Raw genomic sequence first — 18,837 nt, 5'->3', positions numbered from 1 at the left:
TTATATATGAAGTAAATTTTAATCGTAATATTTTTTGAGGTAACTAATTTAGGAAATAAAAAAAGCTTTACAGGAATTTGTAAAGCTTTTATTATATTAAAAAATGGTTTTTTAGAATATCGTATATCCAAAAATAAGCGCAATGGTTTTATAATCAGACGTCCAAGCGCCATATTTGCTAAAAAGATCTCTTGACAAACCCATTCTAAACTCAGTACTATATTTTTTCTTGTAGTTATATCCCAAACCAAATGTGATGCCTCCGGATGAATCAACATTTAAATCGTCTGCTAAATTTGTAACTTTAAAAGATGCTTTATTTTTTATAGCTATATCAATTTGATACTGAGCGTTTACAAATATTTTAGAAGTATTGTTCAGGAAAAAATAATGCCTAATACCAATAGGCAATTCGATAGAACTGTAATCAATTTTTGAAGTTAAATTGGGTTGAGAATCCTCAGCTTTATAAGATTGGTAAGTTGGTTCAATTATTATTGCCCATTTATTTTTATTAAAAGGCAAAATCATTTCAGCTTCAACACCAAGTCTAAAGCCAATTTTAGATCCAAAATCAGCATTATAATTAGTATAAATAGCATTTTTTGCAGAAAAACTTGAATTTTTGATACCAGGTCTAATAGTTAAATTAAATAAATCTTTCTTTTGCGTCGTTTCAAAATTTGTAAACTCAGAGTTTTGGCATTGATTGTATTTTGCAAAAATTTTAGATAAACCAGCTTTTGTATAATTGAGGTATTTAATGCTTTGAATGTTGATGTTTTCACATTTTAATTCGGTATAGATTTGATTTCTAAACGTGTTGTTTTCTCCTACTTCAGTATCTGATATTTTGTATGATTTGCAAATTAATTGTGTAATAGGTGTATTCTCAGTCTTAAAAAAGAAACGGCTGATATCTGAGTTTTCATATTCATATAAATTAGCTTTTCCTTCGATTAAAACTTTTAAAAATAATTTTTCTTCATTGAATTTTGGACTTTTGTCATAATCCAGCTCGCTTAAAATTGTTCTTGAACGGTCAATATTTACAGTTTGTCTTATGTATTTTGAAACCTTATAAATTCCAAATTCTTTAGCTTGTGTGATATTGATTTTTTGAGACTGATCCTGTTCGTCTAATTTGTATTCAAATTCAGTTGGATTGTTACGCCAGTCTAAATTTTTAATAAGGCATTCTGTTTTTTTATCGTTATTGTCAATAAAATACCCTTTTTCAAAAGTAATTTGGGCATAAGAATGCATGCTTAATATGAAAAGCAGCAATAGTAATGGTTTTTTCATTTTTGGTTTAAATAGTTAGATTTATTTTTGGGTGCGAATATAGGTTTTATTTTTTTAGACTTTACCTTTATCAATCCACTTTCCAACCGACGGCGGAACATAATTTTTCATCTGCTTTAATAAATCGTCAATATCATCGCTTACCAAAAGCATATTTTTGTTTACTTCTTTCAAAAGACCTTTTTCGGTCATAGTTTCAAGTAATTCTAAAAGAGAGTCATAAAACCCATTAATGTTTAAAATTGCGATAGGTTTTTTATGAAGCCCTAATTGTGCCCATGTGAGCATTTCAAAAAGTTCTTCCAGAGTTCCAAAACCACCCGGAAGCGCAATTACACCATCACATAAATCATTCATTTTGGTTTTGCGCTCATGCATGCTTTCAACCAAAATTAATTCGGTTAAGCCAAGATGGGCAATTTCTTTTGATCTTAAAAAGTTAGGCAAAACACCAATTACAGTTCCATTTTCGCTTAAAGCTCCATCTGCTACGGCGCCCATTAAACCAACATTTGCTCCGCCGTATACCAAACCAATATTTTGCTTTGCTAATGTTTTTCCTAATAATTCGGCTTGTTCTTTATAGATTTCTTCGGTACCAAAACTTGATCCGCAAAAAACGGTTATTCTATTCATTGTTTTATTTAGTTATGAATTATAAGTTATGAATTATAAGTTATGAATTATAAGTTATGAATTATAAATTATAAGTTATAAGTTATGTGTTGTGAGTTATTAATTAAACACAGGGTAAAGCAACTCACAACTCATCATTCATACTCATAATTTTTTAAGTAATTGATATTCAAAATGCGGAATGCTTACGCCGTTATGCGTAACAAGAATTGTATTTATTTTCTCTGCTCCGAGTTTTGAAACTGCTTTTTGCGAACGGAAGTTTTCGACGCCGATATGAAACAAAACCGAGTCTACATGCTGAAATGCATAATCTATCAATAGTTTCTTTGTAGAATTATTATAAGGACCGCCCCAATATTTTCGGGCAATAAATGTATAACCAATCGCAACGCTCGATTTTTCGGGATTATAATCATAATAACGTGTAGTTCCCATAATTTCATTGGTTTTTTTATCCAGAATTAAAAATGAACCTTTTGAATTTATGGCTGTTTCAAAAAAGGATTGAAAAACATCCCTTTTATAGCGGTCTTTAATTGGATGTTGTTCCCAAATTAAAGGATCTGAAGCGACTTTATACAATTCTTCAAAATCACTTTCTTTTAACGGAACTAATTTTGTGATTTCATCTTCCAGAAAATCTGGTTGTAAATTGAAATATGGTGTTGTCATTTTTTAATTTTTTTGTTAGTATTTCTTAATCTGTACACAGGAAACATTTTCCATTTTAATTTGTTTTCCTGTTTTTTTAAGTAATCCGGTTTTAGGATTTCTTCTAAAAACAATAATATTTCCTGTAATCACATTTGATGCAATTAAAAATTTCCCGCTTTCATCAATCGCAAAAACTCTTGGATGTTTTCCTAAAGTCGATTGATAACCAATATTTTTCAAAAGACCGTTTTCATCTATAGAAAATATAGCAATGTTGTTTTCTTTGCCGCGGTTTGTGGCGTACAGAAATTTTCCGTCTGGAGAAATATGAATATCAGAGCTTTCAAACCCGTCTTTAATTTTATCAATATGTGTGGCAATACGCTGAATTTTATTTAAAACACCCTTTTCATACTTATAAACACTGATTTGTCCGGCCATTTCTTCAATGCAATAACCAAATTTTTGATTTGGGTGAAAAGTAAAATGCCGCGGTCCGGCTTCTAAATCAGTTTTTATAAACGGATTTTTTGTTTCCGTTAAAGGCTGTTTTTTATTTTCATCAAATGCGTAACAGCGAATTTTATCGGCACCTAGATCGGGTAAAAACAAATAATCGAATTGAGGCGAAAATACGGCCGAATGAACATGTGATCTTGTTTGTCTTTCTTTGTGTGTACTTCCTTCCGTATATTGAAAATTCTGTGCAATCGAATCGATTTTTCCGTTTTCAAGAATTGGATAAACCGAAACACTTCCTTCGGTATAATTAGCATTAGCAAGCCATTTTCCGCTTTTGTGAACAGAAACATATACCGGATTTTCGCCGCCGCTTCTCTGACTGTTTAAAAAAGTAAGGCTTTTGTTTTCAGGATTAAATTCAAAACTGCTGACACTTCCGGCATTTGGTGTTTTGGTATCGGTGCAGGCATAAACGTATTTTCCGTTAGGAGAAATTGCCAAATAAGATGGATTTACAATATTTTTAACCGCCGTAACTTTTGTCAGTTTTCCGTTTAAAGTATCCAATTGAAAAACCTGAATTGCTTCTGCTGATTTATCACGATTATACGATCCTAAAAAGACATAGGTATTTTGCGAAAATGCATTGTATACAAGGAAAAATGCTATTATGAATAGATTTATTTTTTGTTTCATTTTTTTAAATTTCAAGGTAACTACAATCAACCATCAACCATTAACAATCAAAAATTACCTAACCCCTTTCCACCATTGTTTAAATTCCTGATTTTTATTTTTTAGTTCTACTAATTCTCCAATCATGGGTGTAATTAGCGGAATAGGATTTTCGGAATTTGCATTCAATTCAGATATTCTAATTAAAGGTTCATCCCAGGAATGAAGTGATAATGCAAATTTTGATGAATGTACAGGAAAAACTCGTTTTGCTCTTAAATCTTTCATTGCTTTTATAACATCTTCGGGCATGTTATGAATGTATTTCCATTTTGGGTTATATTGCCCGTTATCGAGTAAAACAATGTCAAAAGAGCCGAATTTTTCGCCAATTTCAGCAAAATGTTTGTCATAACCGCTGTCTCCTCCCAAATACATTCTGAAATCTTTGGTTTCCAGAATAAATGAAGTCCAAAGTGTATTGCAGCGTTTAAAACTTCTGCCGGAAAAATGTCTTGCAGGTGCTGTATATAGCGTTAGATTTTCATCTAATTCGATTTTTTCGTTCCAGTCTTTTTCTATAATATTTTCTGTAGGAAATCCCCAAAACTCAAAGTGTGAGCCAACGCCAAGCGCTGTAATTATTTTTTTGACTTTTGGTTTTAATTCGATAATCGTTTTATAATCTAAATGATCATAATGGTCATGTGTTATTAATAAATAATCAATTTCCGGAAGATCATCAACGGTATAAATATCACTTCCTTTAAAGGATTTTGTTGTGCCCGAAATAGGAGAGGCGTTTCCGCTGAAAACGGGATCGATTAAAAAACGTTTTCCTTCAATCTGAATAAAGTACGACGAATGCCCAAACCAAACTAAGACATCCTGATCGGGAGAAAGCTCATGTAAATTGGTTTTTATAGACGGAATCAAATCTTTCGGTATTTTTCTTTCGACTTTTTTAAATAAAAATTCTATTAAAACGCCAATAAAACTTTCTTCTTCGGCCAGATCTGGTGTGAAACTCTGGTTTTCAAATTTTCCATTTTTATATTGTGGCGACTTTTCGATTAAAGCTAATCTTTCGCCGGAAGGTTTTTTTCCGAATTTTGGATGTTGTAAAAAATTGTAAACCAGAAGAACTATTACTAATAATAGAATTAAGAATGTGATCATTGTTATTTTTGAGGATATAAATTTTGAGTGTATTCAATCGAAAGTAAAATTATCTTTTTTAAAATTTCGATATCAATATCTGCTAATTTTTTGATGTAAATGCATGCTTTTGAGACTTTGTATTTTCCCAGATTTACAAAAAGTTCATCTCTTTTTTCTTCGGGTAAATAAAAGTAAATTGTTGTTGCTGCTTTTCTGGGAGAAAATGCTGCCAAAGGCGCGTCGCCTTCATGTCCTGTTGCATATTTGTAATGATAACTTCCAAAACCAATAATGCTTGGTCCCCACATTTTTGGTTCAAAACCTGTAATTGATTTCATTATTCTTATCAGTTCAAAAGCATCATTTCTTTTTGCTTCACTGTCTACAGCATTTATAAAATCAATAACGCTGCCTTCTGTTTCTGCTGTTTTATTTTTTGCCATGCCTACTATTTTTGACGAACTAAATCGCTTTTTAACAGAATGTTTTTGATTTTAAGTTCAGAAATATAAAACAAATCGCGATTTTCATTCATTTGATTTTCTAAAACAATTAAACTGACGCTGCTTTCGGGAAAGTATAAGTTTACAGAAGAAAATCCGTCGCCAAGTCCCGTATGGCCAACATATTTAACTACTTCATTTTCGATAATTTTAATTCCGTATCCATAACCTTCATCAGCTTTGCCAAAAAAATCATGTTGTGCAGCAATAGTATATTTTAGCATTAATTGGTATATTTCTGGTTTTAGAATTTTTCCTTTGTGAAGATTATTATTCCAAATCGATAAGTCATTTACAGTCGAAACAACTCCGTCTGCACCTAAACTTTGGGGTGTGATTTGAGTTGAAGTAACAGGTTCTAAAACATTTTTTGCATTGTAATATCCTGTCGCTAAATTTTGGGTTTTGTCTTTAGAATAGCAAAATGTATTGTTCATTTTTAGCTTTTTAAAAAGAGCATCGGCAGTTTCTGAATATTTTTTCTGAGTGCTGAATTCTACAATTTTTTCCACAAGACCAAAACTTAAGTTTCCGTAACTAAATTTGGTTCCGGGTTTAAAAGCCAAAGGTTTTTGCAAATCAACAATTCCGTGCGAATGATTTAAAAGCTGATGAACCGTAACAGAATCTGCCCATGATTGCGTTAATTCAGGAAGATATTTTTTAATAGGAGAGTTTAAATCGACTTTACCTTTTTCAACTTCCAGTAAAAGTAAAATTGCCGCAACCTGTTTACTGTTTGACATAATTTCAAACTGAGAATTTATGGTTAAAGGCTTTTTGGTCTCAAAATTGGCAAAACCTTTTACATTCGAATATAATGTTTTTCCGTTTTTGGAAATTAATACGGCGCCATTAAAAAACGGAGAAGTGCTATTTTCAATAACACTGTCAATCTTTGTAGAGAAATCATCTTTTTTTTGTGCAGATGAATTACAGCACGATAAAAGAAAAGTAAAAAATAATAAAACAGGAATTTTGTATTGAATGTTCATTTTCAGTCTAAGTTTTCAGCTTTCAGAAATATTTTATAATTAACAATTCACCATTAACAATTCACCATTAACAATTAATCAAAACATTCCATTTTCATTAATAGTATCTTTTGGAATTGGTTGCCCGAGATCCCAAAGTTCTACAATTTTATCAGATTTGAACTTTAAAATATGAACTACGGCAAAACCGATATCAGCTGGTGTTTGTTTTAAATGCGAATGCACCGCAACCAGATTTTCATCTTCTAAAATATGATGAATTTTAAAAATTTTATTGGGATTTTTTCTCGAAGATTCTTCCATTGCCAGCATCAAAGTATCGGCATCTCCTTTAAAATGAGCATTATGATGTTTGAAATTTTTGCCCACATACAATCGGAACGCTTCGTGTGAATGTCCGCTTGCGGCAAGCTTTAAAAAGTTTTCTGCAATTTCTTTCTTAGTCATAATTTAAAGGATTAAAAGCAAACTAAGGTAAGGAATTTAAGGGTACGTTTTTGAAATTAAATGAAAACGATTTTTTATAAATCTTCTGATTTTATCTGAGAAATATCAAGGCCTAATTTTGCGAATTCTTTTAAGCCTAAATCTGTAATGTAAAAATGTTTATCAGTTGGAGTTTTCTTTGCAATCCAGCCTTTTTCTGCAAAATTTATGGCGAGTAATTGCCCCAGTTTTCCACCTAAATGTTCGTAACACATTTTTGCCGGTTTTTGTTTTGCAGGTTTCTCGCTCATTATTTTGCTTTTTTCTGTTTTCTACAAGCAAATCTTAACGCTAAATACGCCATCGGGATATAAGCAAAGACAAGATCTGCTATTGTAAACCAAATAGGAGAAGGAAGCGAACAAACCATTACAATTCCTCCAAAAAGGAAAAATGCACCAATACCCAGAGCTAATTTCTTTTTATGTTTTATGGCAATTAAAGCTGTTGTAACGGCACCGAAAAATGTCCCTACAGCATGGGCGAGAAATGGAAATATATAATGCTTTGCTTCATACAAATGCATTGTTTTTTGAAGTCCTTCCATTGTTTTATTATCAACTCCTTCCGGAAGCGGGATAATGGATTCACTTATTGCGATAATGCTCATATTAATAAAACTCCCAACAACAATTCCGGCTATAACAGCTAAAGTATTCCTTAAAAAGGGACTCATAAGTTTCAATTTTTTAATCTTACGAATATAGGAAAATTATGAGTGTTTACATTTAATTTTTTTTAATTGAAAGACTGCCTGAATTCTATGGGCGAAACACTGGTCTTGGTTTTGAATAACTTACTAAAAGACTGCTGATGTTCAAAACCTAATTCAAAAGCGATTTCGCTGACTGAAAGATTTGTGGTAGATAGTTTTTCTTTTGCTTTTTCAATCAGTTTATCGTGAATGTGCTGCTGCGTACTCTGTCCCGTAAGATGTTTTAATAAGGCACTTAAATAATTAGGAGAAACATTTAAGTTTTCGGCAATAAACAGAACTGTCGGCAGACCTTTTTTGGATAAAGAATCATTTGTAAAATATTGTTCCAGAAGTTTTTCTAAACGAGCTAAAATTTCGTGATTGCTTATTTTTCTGGTGATAAACTGTCTGTTGTAAAAACGTTCAGAATAGGTGAGTAATAATTCTATTTGTGCAATAATTACATCCTCGCTGAATTTATCAATATTAGATTGATATTCCTGCTGAATATTTTTCATAATATCGATAATCATTTTTTCTTCTTTATCAGAAAGATGCAGCGCTTCATGAACCGCATATCCAAAATATTCGTATTGCTTTATTTTTTGCGCAAGCGGCGTATTCCATAAAAAGTCAGGGTGAATTAATAAAGAATATCCCGTGTGCTGTAATTCTGAATTGCCTTCGATAGAAAAAACCTGGCCGGGTGCAATAAATAATAATACGCCTTCTTTAAAATCATATTCCTGCTGGCCGTAACGCATTACGGCATTGGCATTTTTTTTGAGTGCAATGGAATAAAAATCAAGGATTAAGCTTTTTGGTTCCTGTTCGTTCAGGTATTTTAAATCTTTAAAATTATAAACGCTTACAAGCGGATGCTCTGGCTTTGGCAAACCCCTAAACTCATGAAATTCGCTGATACTTTTTATTCGATGTGGTTGTAGATTTGCCATAGCCTAAGTTACCTATTTTTGGTTATAAATTGCAGCAAATTCTTTTGCATAATCTGCCAGTTTTGTTTTTCCTAAAACTTCCGGACGATTTTGATAGTAATCTGCGCCTAAAGTATCGTTGTTAAGTGCGGCATACATTTCGACTAAACCTGCAGCGATTTTCGGCTGCATTCCCACAGAAATTAATCCGTTTAGAACTTCTTCATCACTGATTAATTTCCATTCTAAATCTGGTTTTCCAATGGCTTCGCCCAGGATTTTAGCAGTTTCATGTCCGTTTAATTCTTCGCTTGCTACATAACGAACTTTTTTTCCGTCAAGCGAAGTTGTAAGTTCTTCAGCAATGGCGCTGGCAATATCGTTTGGAGAAACCCACGGAATTGTAGAATGTGCTCCGTAATTTGCCGAAATAAAACCTTGATTTTTAATCGCAGGAATATAAGCCAGCAGATTGTAATAAAACGAAGTTGGACGCATAAATGTAATGGAAACATCTGAGAGTTGATTTAAAACCGACTCGATTTCATTATAACGCTGAATGATTCCTGATTTTTCTTTTAAATGTGCGCCAATACTGCTCAGGAATACAACATGTTTTACGCCAGATTGTTTAATGGCTTGGGCATACACATTTCCTGTTTTTCGGGTAAAACTATCTAAGTCAAGATTGGGATCAAAATAATTGGCACGCGGAATCATACAATAAACGGCATCTGCCCCGGTAAAAGCCTGGGTTAAAAAGCTTAAATCCTGTACAGAACCAATTGCTGCTTTTGCGCCTAATGCTTCTATTTCATTTTTTCTCTCGTTACTGCTCGTAATTACGGTAACGGAATGTCCTTTTTGAATTAATTCTTTCGCCAAAGGTTTGCTGATGTTCCCTAAAGAACCTGTAATTGTAATTTTCATAAATCTTAAATTTTGATGTTACAAAGTTGCGTAACATTAAAACTTTGGCTGTAGCCAAATCTATGATTGTTGTAGCTTAAAAGTGGCTGAGATTCTAAGTTACTAAGATGCTATGGTTTTGAGCATTGCCCACAGATTTTATGGATGAAACGGATTTTTGCTGTTTACTTTTTCACATTTTTTTAATCATTTAATCTGTGGTAAATTTTAAAATAAGCTGTAAAAATCTGTTTAATCTGTAAAATCTGCGGGCCAAAAATTAGTTTGCAGATAATTTTTTTTCGTTTTCGGTTTGAGGTTTTCCGCTTGCGTTTGGGTTTCCTTTTCCGGTTTCGATTAAATTTTTCAAACTTTTTTGAATGTAATTTGTCCAGGCATCGCGGCAGATTTCAAAACATTCATACTCTGATGTTAATCCAAAATGTGTAAATCGAAGTTCTGTTTTTCCATCTTTTTCAGAAATTTCAAAAGTTGGTTTTGTGCCTGTCCATTCGTTTTTGTCTTCGGTAAATTTGAAAAAGTTTTCTTCAATCAGCCAGACAATTTTCCGATTCGGAATTACTTCTATTAGTTTGATTTTACAGCGATGAACATCTTCATAATGATAATCAAATTCATCATTTAAATTGGCTGTATTGCCTTCAATTTCTTCAGACCACCAGTCTCGCACATTTGTAGCAGCTCTAAAAACTTCTTCTGGAGACTGATCGACTTTTATTGTTGTTGTAAAATCTGTTGCGCTCATTTTTATGATTTTTAAAAATTATATCAAATTTATTCTTTAAAAATCAATTGGTTGGGTTTTAATAAGACAATTCTAGGGGTAATTTCGGACAAATTTTATCAATCGGGCAAAACATTAATAACTACTCGCTCCGGAGAAATTGTAGAAAGTACTCTTTCGCATTTCCATTTTGATCCGCTTTCAATTCCTTCTAAAGTGTTTCCGTTTTCTATAATATCACCATTTTCAAAAACATAATAAACATAATTCCAAATCCAGTTTGCAATATCATTAGCATCAAATCCAGAGAACTGAATTTGAAAATCGGGCAGTCCAAAGGAATGAAGTCCAACGCTGTCCATAATCATTTCATTATTTTCAGAATCGGAAATATTGTATAATCTTACATTGCAAAGTATGTCCAGAATTGAGTTATGTCCGCTTTCCCAGGCATCAATAAATTCAACAGGATTTATTATTTTTTCTGCATGAAATGAATAAATAGCGTTTGGCTGTGTCATTTTGGTCACTGCCGCTAAAAATTCCATGTACAAATTGAATCTTTCTTTGTAAGGCAGAGTTCTGGACATAAAATCAGTAACTAATATTTCGTAATTACAATTTCGGACAATTTCTTCAGCTTCAGGCCAATTCCAGTTTTGCTGAAAAGCAGTGTCAGGAATTTCGATCTCAAATTTTCCATCATCTGGAACTGCAATAAGACATTGCGCCGGAATTGTCGCATCTGCCAGTTCAATTTGAAAATCAGGAAACTGAAACATAAAAGACTTGTCTTTACTGACATTTTCAACATTATCAAAATGCCTTTTTAATTCGTCTAAAATTTTGTCGCCATCTATTTTAGGTTCACCAATAAACAATAGTTTGCAATTAAGCATTTCAGCATAATTTTCTAATCTGTCTTCTTCGTTATCTTCGGGTTTGTTTTTTGAAAAATTGAATAATTTCATTGGTTTTATATTTTTAGAAGGCTTATTTTATTACCTGATTATATTCATTCTGCTAATTTTCTCATTTGTTATTTTTGAGTGTTTTCTTCATTTTTGCCAGAAAGCCATAATTCAAATTCGTTATTTTTTATACTTTCAAATTCCTTTGGGATCATAAATAGAAAAATTACGGCCCAAAATTGTAATATTATTTGAGAAAGACTTAGAATTCCGTTCAATGGAAAATTGGTCAAATTAAAAATTAAAGTATGTATAGAACCTAATAATCCAATTGAAAATAATACTAAAAGAAGAACCTTTAACTCACGTCCTTGTCGAACAAAGTATCCTAGAATTGCAAGAAAAGTAAAAGCTATGCTAGCCGGAATAAATTCAATTTTAGTGTCTATATACATAGCTAAAATTAAGTTTATTATTCCTAGAGCTACTGAAATAAAAATAAAATTTGATGATTTTATATGATTTTGATGTATAGGTAGTATTTTTTTTTCTTCCTTTTTATTAATCAGTAAATTAATCAATTCTATTTCTTCATCTGAAAATTGACGCCCTCTTTTTTTAAGTATTTCAAAAGCAATTTTAGTGGCTTCAGGAACAAATGTAGTTTCAGGTTTAATATATTTTTCTAATTCAACATCAGACATCTTTTCTAATACACCTTTTTTAACAGCCATTTTTTAAATTAATTTTAATTGAGACTCTAAAATAATTGATTTAAATGAGATGCTGCTTTATTTTCGTGCATATATTTTCTATCTGCAAAAAGTGGTTTTCCATAACTTTTTCTAATTCTAAAGTTCCGCCTAAAATCAGCATTTCTTTATTTCTGAAACGTTTTCCTAAACGATCTTCCAGCATAATGGTTTCCATGCTTTGTGCCATTCCTATTTCGTTTAAAAAATCATTTGGATGTCCGGCGGTACAAATAACAAGTCCAAAGGGAATGATTTTCATTTTTGGGAAATTATCCGTTTGTCCGTAAGCATATCCAACTGAATAAACCCGGTCGAACCAGCCTTTTAATTTTGCCGGACAATCGCTCCACCAAACCGGATATAGAAAAATGATGCAATCGGCTTTTTCGATTTTTTTATGTTCTGCCAAAACATCTTCTGAAATGGGCAGATCAAGTTTTGCAAAACCTTCTCTTTCATATTCTTTTTCAGACATATCGCTTTGGAAATTGGAAGCGTATAAATCTGAAATTTCCAGATTCCAGTTTTGTTTTACAATTGCAGATTTTAATTGTTCTAAAACCTGAAATGTATACGATTTTTTGCTTGGATGACTGTAAACAATTAAGATATTCATTGGTTTGATTTTAGAAATTATTAAATCAAAAAAGAGAACCGAAAAGTTCTCTTTAATACGAAAATACAAATAAATTCGATTCAATTATTTTTCTACAAATTCTAAAATATCTCCCGGCTGGCATTCGAGAACTTTACAAATTGCTTCGAGCGTACTAAAACGAACCGCTTTTGCTTTGCCCGTTTTTAATATCGAAAGATTGGATAGAGTCAAATCAACTTTTTCAGAAAGTTCGTTTAATGACATTTTTCGCTTGGCCATCATTACGTCTAAATTTACTATAATCGGCATAATTTATATGGTTAATTCGCTTTCTTTTTGAAGTTCGATTCCTTTTGCAAAAAGCTGTGAGATAAAATATAAAATTCCGGCAAAAAATAAGAAAGCATCACCAAGCCCGATATGTTCGGTAAGATTTGGAAGCGGAATGCCTATTGCTGTAAATTTTTGAGAATAATTAGCCGTTACGTTGCTGAAAATACCCACTAAAAACGAAAATGCACTCATTTTTTGAATCAGTTTTCCTATGGTTTCATGAAACGGACTAACATAATTAATTTTAAGGAAAATCTGAATTACCGAGTAAAATACCAAAGCTTCGAGAATTGTAATTATGGTTATAGAGAAAACCATAATAGAATAATCTACAACATCATACGCTTTTAATTGAGACAGATCTAGACCTAATTGAAGGTTCTTTGCTCCAACTTCGTTGAAAAACATACTAATTCCGTAAGAGGTTAAAAGTGTACCTGCTTTTATACAAAGTCCAATAAAAGCAATCCACGACATTACGTTTAAGAACTTTAAAATGTAAGTTGATTTTGTTGACATAATATTTTGATTTAAATAGTATGTCGCAAATATAATAATATTTATTGTTTTTCGATAAATATTTTTTATTTTTTAATTAAAATTTATTTTTATTTAAAATATAAATTATAGTCAAAGTGTTATTTCAGCCGAATCAAAACACCTTTTCGCTTTACTATATTTTTATAATCCCACTGGATATTTCTGGCTTTTTCAAGCCATCTTTTTAAATCTTTAATATTAATTTGATCGTGTGAAGTATATTTTGCTTCGGCAGCTTTAAAACTTCCTTCGTTTTGAAGTCCACTTTCATCAAAAGATTGCCCGCTCCAAAAAAGAAGTCTTACAGAACCTTTTAATTTGCTGTAACCCACAACCGGATTTCCATCTAAAAACCAAACCGGATGCCCATGCCAGATTTTGCTTTCGGCTTCATTCAGGAAATCATTAATTTCAGAACTTAGAATACGGCATATTTTTTTGTCTTCTACATTTTGAGAATCATTATATTCCTGAATTTGCTTATTCATGTTTTTTAAATTTTAATTAATATTTTCTGAAAGTTCAAACAAGATATAAGTTCCGTTTCCGGATCTGCCTTTTTCTTTTTCAATAAATCCTTTTCTTTTATAAAATTCAACAGCTTTAATATTGTTTTCTAAACATTTTAAAGTAATCGGAAATTTAGTTTTTTGAATTGCTGCTTTTATTAGTTCTGTTCCAATTTTTTTGCCTTGATATTTTTGATCGACATATAAATGATGAATAAAATTATTAGGCATCCAGATTGAAATAAAACCAACCGGAATTTTATCAATATGTGCAACTAAAATATATTCTCCCTGCGTTTGTTTTTCAAAATCATCCAATTCAAATTCTGATGTGTCAAGCCAGGAAAAAGTTCTTTTTCTTTCTTCTAAAAATAGAATTTTTAAAGTTTCGAAATCATTTGTTTTAATTTCTTCTATTTTCATTAAATGATATTTGTTCTAATTTCTTTAAAATTAAAAATTTTATTGATTATATAATGTTTTGAAAATCAATTATTAAAGTGTTTATTAAAAGTCGAAGTAAGATTGTTAACAAAATCTTTTGTGTATTCCCCCGTTTTATCTAAATCCGGATCTAGAATTGTAATTTCAAGTCCGCTTAGCTTTTGACTTTGAAACAAATAGGAGGTAAGTTCATTAAATTCGTCATACGTTAAACCATCTGGAGTTCGGCTGTCTACGCACGGCATAATTTCATCATTAAGAACATCGACATCAATATGCAGCCAGAAACCGTCTAAGTTTTTATTTTGAATTTCTGAAAGGAATTTTTTTGTGCAATTAGCAATTCCTTGTTTTCGAAGTTCCTGAAGGCTGATATAAGTTGCAGATGATTTTCTGATTTCATTTTCGTATTCATCATCATATTCGCGATTGCCAATACACCAAAGATTTTCTTCTTTTATATAAGGAGATAAATTGAGAATATTAGTTAGTTTTTCGTGTCCGTTTCCGGTTACGATTGAAGCCGCCATTCCGCCAACGCCGCCTGTTTCAGATAAAGAAATATCCATAAAATCGGTATGGCCATCTAGGTAAAATAATCCATAATTGCCTTTTTGTTTTAAAGCCATGGCAACTCCTAAAAGAATACTGCAATCTCCGCCCAAAACAAACGGAAATTTATTAGCACTCAATAAATTATTGATCAAATAAGCTTGTTCTCTGGAATAAGTTACGAGCGAATCTGCGTTGAGAATATTAGTTTCAGGATCTTTGATATTCGAATATTTTGGCGGATCTACCCGAATAATATTTTTAGGATTGATTGACTTATGCAAATTATGTTTCCATAACCAGTCTGGCAAACGATTTACGCCTGGTTCTTTTCCTGTTTGCGGTTCTTTTAAACCTAAATTAGAAGTGAATTCAACAATGCATATTTCTTTCATAAAATTAGTATTTACCGATAAAGTTATTAAAATTAATTGCGCAGCAAATGTTTTTTAACAGCCCAAAATGAAAAATCCGATCTGTTTTACAAATCGGATTTTGATATTTTAAGCTGTAAATTTTATTTCTGTTTAAGTCTGTAATTTGTATTTTAAAGAATGTTAATATGTTTTTAATTTACTCATAATTTGCTCTACAGCAAGCTCCAGACCTTTACCATAATCCCCTTTTTTAAATTCGGGAACAGCGTAAGTGGTTATAATACTCTGCGTATCGTTATCGCTTAATTTGTAGCGAATCAAGTCGATACTTTGTACCTGAATCTGTCTTAATTCTTTACTTACTACAATTAAAATAGTGGGGTCTAGTTTTGGATCTTTTGCCAGGTATTTGTCTAATTCTAATGCATAATCAGGAAATGAAGTATAAGGCTGTATTGTAGAGGTTGTTACAACAGTAATTTTATAAAGAAACTGTTTTTCGAATGCTTTTAATGTATTTGTTAAAGATGCTGTTTGATTTGGATTTAATATTTTTTCGAAGTCATTTACATAATCATAAGGTCTTGAAAAAACGTTTTGAGAGTCTGAAACCGTATTTTCTTTTTTTGTCTGAGAAAATGATTTACCTGTTGAAAACAAGGCTATTATAATAATAAAGAATATTTTTTTCATCGCATGCGAAGATTAGATTTGGTGCCGCAAAAATACCATTTTATTAGTTTAGGAAAAAAAGATAAAAAGGATATTTAAATAAAAAATCCGATCTGTTTTCACAAATCGGATTCATTAATTACAATTTTTTAAACCTACAATTGGGTTACTTTTCCGGTATGAACATCATAACGCATAGAAACAATTGTCGCTTTATGCTCTTTTACGATAGGATTGTCCTGAACCATTTTGGCTGAATGTTTAATATTTGCATCTATTGCACCCAGATAATTTCCGGCCTTTGGAGAAATTTTATCAGCCTCAATTTCTTCATTTTCCTGAGCAATAGTTTCTACAATATTATCGATGTGATTAAAATGTTTTTTGTATGCTCCGTCTTTATCATTTATGTATGCTTTAACGGCACCGCACTCTGTATGGCCTAAAATAACAATTAATTTGGCATCAAGATGTTCAACGGCATATTCTATGCTTCCCATGTCGATATCAGAAATTAAATTTCCGGCATTTCTAATTACAAATAAATCGCCAATTCCCTGATCGAATACAATTTCAGGAGAAACCCTGCTGTCTGAACAGGTTACGACAACGGCAAATGGTTTTTGCCCGTCCTGATTCGCTAAAACAGTTTGTTTATCCTGATGCGGATGAATTGATTTTCCGTCAAGAAATCTTTGATTACCTGTTAATAATTGTTCCAGGCGGTCTGCCTTATTATTGTCGTTTTTAGCAGTAACTGGTTCTTCTTGTTTTTTACAGCCTAATACAGAAAGAAGAACAAAGAAAAGAAGTATAATTTTTGTTTTCATTTTGCAAGTTTTTAAAATTGATTAAATGAATATTGCTTAAAAAATGCAATGCAAAATTATCGGGCTCAAAATCTTTTTTTTGCCCGTAGAAGTCTTTTTTCTGTTAAATTAAATTTTTTTAAAACCAAGTAAAGTTAGTGTAAAAACAAAAAAAATCCGATTTGTAAGGAACAAACCGGATTTTATAGTGATAAAAAGAATGTTAGAAATTTACATCATCTGCAATATTTCCGCCTTGTTCAGCAGCAAATTTTGCAGCATATTCTTTTTGTTTTGCCTGCTGGTAATCATGAAATTCTGTAATATCTGCAGAATTCCAGTTTTGGTTTTGCTCAGTCATCCACTGCATTGCTACAGATTGAAAATCAGCCAAATTGATTCCGAAATTTTCCAAAATCCATTGTGCACCGTCAAGTCCGTATTCGTAAGCAGCTTGTCTTGCTCCGGCCAATTCTTCGTAGAAATAACGGTCAGTTTTAATTCTTTCCAGATTTGCTGCACCTTCTTCAGAAATCTCTGCTTTTAGGTTTTCTAATTGAGGAACTGTTACGTTCTCAGCATAATATTGTCCAAATAATGTTGTAACGGTAAACGATGTGTCTTCGCCCATACGCTGTGGCCAGATTGTGTTTAATTCTTCCCAAACAACTGGTTCAAATCCCATTGCTTTACAAACTTCAAGATAATCAACTCCTGCACTTATTTTAAGACACATTGCTGTATACGTTCTTAAATCTACTCCGTGAACCGGCTCCAGAAACGGATTGTTTTCGTCTACTTTTACAAAACCAGAAGTTTGAACTCCGCTGTATTTTAATGAATTTGCGTGCTCAAAACGAATCATTTGGTCAGAATCGCAGTTGTTCCATTCTGTATAAACTGTTCTTCTGTAATTGAAATATATGTTTTGAATGTCTTTTTCGTCAAGGTTTTCTCCGCTTGCACGTTCGTCAGCAATCCATGCTTCGGCTCTTTCAGCTACTTCGGCATCAAAATCTTCTACAGAATAGTGTGTTCCGTGCAATGTTTCCGGATCATATTCTATTTCCTGATAATCATTTGCATAATTATCGTCATAACTGTCATTTGATGTTTGTGTTTGTTCGAAATTTTGATTTTCCTGTTTGCTGTCTCCAGTCAGAGCTCCAAAAAGTTTTTTAAACATTTGTTGATTTTTAAGGATTAATAATTATTGTGTAATTTGATTTTGATACATTTTCTCGTTGTGTTCTTTTAAATCTGGCGTAATTTTATTCCATTCGTCATACATGGCGCGCAGATAAATTTGATATAATTTTGGAGCATTTTTAATTGCAAATTGTCTTTGTTCTTCCAAATCATCCATTTTTGCCTGAATTTCACTCAATACTTTTTTGTCTGATTCGTGAATTTTACTCAAACTTAATTCATGACGCAGATGATATAATTCGCGTTCTTTTTTATCTTCCGTTTCAAACGCTTCGTATAAATGAGCTGTTCTTTGTTCGGCAAGTCCGCGCGCAATGTTTTGTAAATTTCTGGCTTGTGTGCTTGGCGCAAATGTGTTTTGTGTTTTGCAATACGGACATGAAATAAAAGTCTCAATCAAAAAGATTTTTTCGATTTCGATATTTCCGCCGCACTGCGTACAGCTGAATTTATTTTTAATGGCTTCGTATTCGTCTAATATTTTTTGATATTCGATTTCAAGATCACGTTCCTGAGTTTTTTCGAGCTCTTTTCGCCAATAATCAAATTTATCGTCAAAATGGTTATAACGATCTGAACATGCTCTTCTAAATTCTGAAAGCAAATCATGATTTTTGTCCAGAACAGAAATCTGTGAATCCAGATCGTAATAAATACTGTCAATTTTTTCTTCGTAAGTATCTCTGGCTTTGTCTCTAATATTATTTAATTGACCATTAACGCCAGAATATACTCTTTGAAAAGTTCTTTTGTACATATCCTCATCCTCCTGTAAAACTTGTTTTAATTCAGGAACTGAGGCTGTTACCAGCTCTTCCATTTTGGCTTCAAGTTTTTCTGCAAATGAAAACCATCTTGTTTGTGTTTCCTCAAGTTCTGCGTACCATTCCGGCAAGGTTTCTTTATTCGCTTGGTTTTTTTCTGAATCTTTTGATTTATTAAATAGTCCGAACACGTTATAT

The 18,837-nt window shown here is 32.0% G+C and carries 25 protein-coding genes; all 25 read right to left on the bottom strand.

Annotated features, from left to right (window positions below):
• Nucleotides 1–111: 111 nt before the first annotated feature.
• Complete coding sequence (locus BUC29_RS13125; protein WP_073416628.1) at nt 112–1,305, bottom strand: outer membrane beta-barrel protein; 1,194 nt, start codon at nt 1,303–1,305, stop codon at nt 112–114.
• Nucleotides 1,306–1,359: 54 nt separating this feature from the next.
• Nucleotides 1,360–1,941: an LOG family protein gene (locus tag BUC29_RS13120; protein ID WP_073416627.1), complete on the bottom strand. Its 582-nt coding sequence runs from the start codon at nt 1,939–1,941 to the stop codon at nt 1,360–1,362.
• A gap of 144 nt (nt 1,942–2,085) precedes the next feature.
• On the bottom strand, nt 2,086–2,616 hold the full coding sequence (locus BUC29_RS13115) for a GNAT family N-acetyltransferase (RefSeq protein ID WP_073416626.1): 531 nt from the start codon (nt 2,614–2,616) through the stop codon (nt 2,086–2,088).
• 15 nt (nt 2,617–2,631) lie between these two features.
• A complete protein-coding gene (locus BUC29_RS13110; protein WP_073416625.1) occupies nt 2,632–3,756 on the bottom strand; it encodes a lactonase family protein in 1,125 nt (374 codons plus the stop codon).
• A gap of 54 nt (nt 3,757–3,810) precedes the next feature.
• Nucleotides 3,811–4,914 (bottom strand): MBL fold metallo-hydrolase, encoded by a 1,104-nt coding sequence (locus BUC29_RS13105; RefSeq protein ID WP_073416624.1) that lies wholly within the window; start codon nt 4,912–4,914, stop codon nt 3,811–3,813.
• Nucleotides 4,915–4,916: 2 nt separating this feature from the next.
• On the bottom strand, nt 4,917–5,339 hold the full coding sequence (locus BUC29_RS13100) for a DUF1801 domain-containing protein (protein WP_073416623.1): 423 nt from the start codon (nt 5,337–5,339) through the stop codon (nt 4,917–4,919).
• 5 nt (nt 5,340–5,344) lie between these two features.
• Nucleotides 5,345–6,394 carry a serine hydrolase domain-containing protein gene (locus BUC29_RS13095; RefSeq protein ID WP_073416622.1) on the bottom strand — a complete coding sequence of 350 codons (1,050 nt, stop codon included), beginning with the start codon at nt 6,392–6,394 and terminating at the stop codon, nt 5,345–5,347.
• A gap of 78 nt (nt 6,395–6,472) precedes the next feature.
• Nucleotides 6,473–6,841 (bottom strand): nuclear transport factor 2 family protein, encoded by a 369-nt coding sequence (locus BUC29_RS13090; RefSeq protein ID WP_073416621.1) that lies wholly within the window; start codon nt 6,839–6,841, stop codon nt 6,473–6,475.
• 74 nt (nt 6,842–6,915) lie between these two features.
• Nucleotides 6,916–7,131 (bottom strand): ArsR family transcriptional regulator, encoded by a 216-nt coding sequence (locus tag BUC29_RS13085; protein ID WP_073416620.1) that lies wholly within the window; start codon nt 7,129–7,131, stop codon nt 6,916–6,918.
• Nucleotides 7,131–7,556: a hypothetical protein gene (locus BUC29_RS13080; protein ID WP_073416619.1), complete on the bottom strand. Its 426-nt coding sequence runs from the start codon at nt 7,554–7,556 to the stop codon at nt 7,131–7,133. The genes BUC29_RS13085 and BUC29_RS13080 overlap by 1 nt, the downstream gene beginning before the upstream one ends.
• Nucleotides 7,557–7,618: 62 nt before the next feature.
• On the bottom strand, nt 7,619–8,533 hold the full coding sequence (locus BUC29_RS13075) for a helix-turn-helix domain-containing protein (RefSeq protein ID WP_073416618.1): 915 nt from the start codon (nt 8,531–8,533) through the stop codon (nt 7,619–7,621).
• A gap of 12 nt (nt 8,534–8,545) precedes the next feature.
• On the bottom strand, nt 8,546–9,442 hold the full coding sequence (locus BUC29_RS13070) for an NmrA family NAD(P)-binding protein (protein WP_073416617.1): 897 nt from the start codon (nt 9,440–9,442) through the stop codon (nt 8,546–8,548).
• Nucleotides 9,443–9,701: 259 nt separating this feature from the next.
• Nucleotides 9,702–10,187 carry an SRPBCC family protein gene (locus BUC29_RS13065; RefSeq protein ID WP_073416616.1) on the bottom strand — a complete coding sequence of 162 codons (486 nt, stop codon included), beginning with the start codon at nt 10,185–10,187 and terminating at the stop codon, nt 9,702–9,704.
• Nucleotides 10,188–10,285: 98 nt separating this feature from the next.
• Nucleotides 10,286–11,137, bottom strand: coding sequence for a DUF4261 domain-containing protein (locus BUC29_RS13060; RefSeq protein WP_073416615.1), 852 nt, complete (start codon nt 11,135–11,137; stop codon nt 10,286–10,288).
• Between the two features lie 68 nt (nt 11,138–11,205).
• Nucleotides 11,206–11,811, bottom strand: coding sequence for a hypothetical protein (locus tag BUC29_RS13055; RefSeq protein WP_073416614.1), 606 nt, complete (start codon nt 11,809–11,811; stop codon nt 11,206–11,208).
• 40 nt (nt 11,812–11,851) lie between these two features.
• Nucleotides 11,852–12,448: an NAD(P)H-dependent oxidoreductase gene (locus BUC29_RS13050; protein WP_073416727.1), complete on the bottom strand. Its 597-nt coding sequence runs from the start codon at nt 12,446–12,448 to the stop codon at nt 11,852–11,854.
• A gap of 84 nt (nt 12,449–12,532) precedes the next feature.
• Entirely contained in the window at nt 12,533–12,739 is a 207-nt protein-coding gene (locus tag BUC29_RS13045) for a helix-turn-helix domain-containing protein (protein WP_073416613.1), read from the bottom strand.
• A gap of 3 nt (nt 12,740–12,742) precedes the next feature.
• Nucleotides 12,743–13,282: a hypothetical protein gene (locus BUC29_RS13040; RefSeq protein ID WP_073416612.1), complete on the bottom strand. Its 540-nt coding sequence runs from the start codon at nt 13,280–13,282 to the stop codon at nt 12,743–12,745.
• A 119-nt stretch (nt 13,283–13,401) separates the two neighbouring features.
• Nucleotides 13,402–13,791, bottom strand: a complete 390-nt coding sequence (locus tag BUC29_RS13035) for a DUF1801 domain-containing protein (protein ID WP_073416611.1) — start codon at nt 13,789–13,791, stop codon at nt 13,402–13,404.
• 12 nt (nt 13,792–13,803) lie between these two features.
• Entirely contained in the window at nt 13,804–14,235 is a 432-nt protein-coding gene (locus BUC29_RS13030) for a GNAT family N-acetyltransferase (protein ID WP_073416610.1), read from the bottom strand.
• Between the two features lie 65 nt (nt 14,236–14,300).
• Nucleotides 14,301–15,203 (bottom strand): arginase family protein, encoded by a 903-nt coding sequence (locus BUC29_RS13025; RefSeq protein WP_073416609.1) that lies wholly within the window; start codon nt 15,201–15,203, stop codon nt 14,301–14,303.
• Between the two features lie 162 nt (nt 15,204–15,365).
• Nucleotides 15,366–15,878, bottom strand: coding sequence for a TPM domain-containing protein (locus tag BUC29_RS13020; RefSeq protein WP_073416608.1), 513 nt, complete (start codon nt 15,876–15,878; stop codon nt 15,366–15,368).
• A 134-nt stretch (nt 15,879–16,012) separates the two neighbouring features.
• Nucleotides 16,013–16,687, bottom strand: coding sequence for a carbonic anhydrase (locus tag BUC29_RS13015; RefSeq protein WP_073416607.1), 675 nt, complete (start codon nt 16,685–16,687; stop codon nt 16,013–16,015).
• A 202-nt stretch (nt 16,688–16,889) separates the two neighbouring features.
• Nucleotides 16,890–17,852, bottom strand: coding sequence for a DUF6620 family protein (locus BUC29_RS13010; protein ID WP_073416606.1), 963 nt, complete (start codon nt 17,850–17,852; stop codon nt 16,890–16,892).
• A gap of 24 nt (nt 17,853–17,876) precedes the next feature.
• Nucleotides 17,877–18,830 carry a hypothetical protein gene (locus BUC29_RS13005; protein ID WP_084538648.1) on the bottom strand — a complete coding sequence of 318 codons (954 nt, stop codon included), beginning with the start codon at nt 18,828–18,830 and terminating at the stop codon, nt 17,877–17,879.
• Between the last annotated feature and the right edge of the window lie 7 nt (nt 18,831–18,837).

The sequence above is a fragment of the Flavobacterium defluvii genome, assembly GCF_900129555.1.
Lineage (GTDB): Bacteria > Bacteroidota > Bacteroidia > Flavobacteriales > Flavobacteriaceae > Flavobacterium > Flavobacterium defluvii.
This window is presented reverse-complemented; position numbering and strand designations above follow the sequence as displayed.

Coding starts and splice junctions, on each gene's coding strand:
- BUC29_RS13125 (WP_073416628.1), bottom strand. CDS start 1,305: ATGAAAAAACCATTACTATTGCTGCTTTTCATATTAAGCATGCATTCT.
- BUC29_RS13120 (WP_073416627.1), bottom strand. CDS start 1,941: ATGAATAGAATAACCGTTTTTTGCGGATCAAGTTTTGGTACCGAAGAA.
- BUC29_RS13115 (WP_073416626.1), bottom strand. CDS start 2,616: ATGACAACACCATATTTCAATTTACAACCAGATTTTCTGGAAGATGAA.
- BUC29_RS13110 (WP_073416625.1), bottom strand. CDS start 3,756: ATGAAACAAAAAATAAATCTATTCATAATAGCATTTTTCCTTGTATAC.
- BUC29_RS13105 (WP_073416624.1), bottom strand. CDS start 4,914: ATGATCACATTCTTAATTCTATTATTAGTAATAGTTCTTCTGGTTTAC.
- BUC29_RS13100 (WP_073416623.1), bottom strand. CDS start 5,339: ATGGCAAAAAATAAAACAGCAGAAACAGAAGGCAGCGTTATTGATTTT.
- BUC29_RS13095 (WP_073416622.1), bottom strand. CDS start 6,394: ATGAACATTCAATACAAAATTCCTGTTTTATTATTTTTTACTTTTCTT.
- BUC29_RS13090 (WP_073416621.1), bottom strand. CDS start 6,841: ATGACTAAGAAAGAAATTGCAGAAAACTTTTTAAAGCTTGCCGCAAGC.
- BUC29_RS13085 (WP_073416620.1), bottom strand. CDS start 7,131: ATGAGCGAGAAACCTGCAAAACAAAAACCGGCAAAAATGTGTTACGAA.
- BUC29_RS13080 (WP_073416619.1), bottom strand. CDS start 7,556: ATGAGTCCCTTTTTAAGGAATACTTTAGCTGTTATAGCCGGAATTGTT.
- BUC29_RS13075 (WP_073416618.1), bottom strand. CDS start 8,533: ATGGCAAATCTACAACCACATCGAATAAAAAGTATCAGCGAATTTCAT.
- BUC29_RS13070 (WP_073416617.1), bottom strand. CDS start 9,442: ATGAAAATTACAATTACAGGTTCTTTAGGGAACATCAGCAAACCTTTG.
- BUC29_RS13065 (WP_073416616.1), bottom strand. CDS start 10,187: ATGAGCGCAACAGATTTTACAACAACAATAAAAGTCGATCAGTCTCCA.
- BUC29_RS13060 (WP_073416615.1), bottom strand. CDS start 11,137: ATGAAATTATTCAATTTTTCAAAAAACAAACCCGAAGATAACGAAGAA.
- BUC29_RS13055 (WP_073416614.1), bottom strand. CDS start 11,811: ATGGCTGTTAAAAAAGGTGTATTAGAAAAGATGTCTGATGTTGAATTA.
- BUC29_RS13050 (WP_073416727.1), bottom strand. CDS start 12,448: ATGAATATCTTAATTGTTTACAGTCATCCAAGCAAAAAATCGTATACA.
- BUC29_RS13045 (WP_073416613.1), bottom strand. CDS start 12,739: ATGCCGATTATAGTAAATTTAGACGTAATGATGGCCAAGCGAAAAATG.
- BUC29_RS13040 (WP_073416612.1), bottom strand. CDS start 13,282: ATGTCAACAAAATCAACTTACATTTTAAAGTTCTTAAACGTAATGTCG.
- BUC29_RS13035 (WP_073416611.1), bottom strand. CDS start 13,791: ATGAATAAGCAAATTCAGGAATATAATGATTCTCAAAATGTAGAAGAC.
- BUC29_RS13030 (WP_073416610.1), bottom strand. CDS start 14,235: ATGAAAATAGAAGAAATTAAAACAAATGATTTCGAAACTTTAAAAATT.
- BUC29_RS13025 (WP_073416609.1), bottom strand. CDS start 15,203: ATGAAAGAAATATGCATTGTTGAATTCACTTCTAATTTAGGTTTAAAA.
- BUC29_RS13020 (WP_073416608.1), bottom strand. CDS start 15,878: ATGAAAAAAATATTCTTTATTATTATAATAGCCTTGTTTTCAACAGGT.
- BUC29_RS13015 (WP_073416607.1), bottom strand. CDS start 16,687: ATGAAAACAAAAATTATACTTCTTTTCTTTGTTCTTCTTTCTGTATTA.
- BUC29_RS13010 (WP_073416606.1), bottom strand. CDS start 17,852: ATGTTTAAAAAACTTTTTGGAGCTCTGACTGGAGACAGCAAACAGGAA.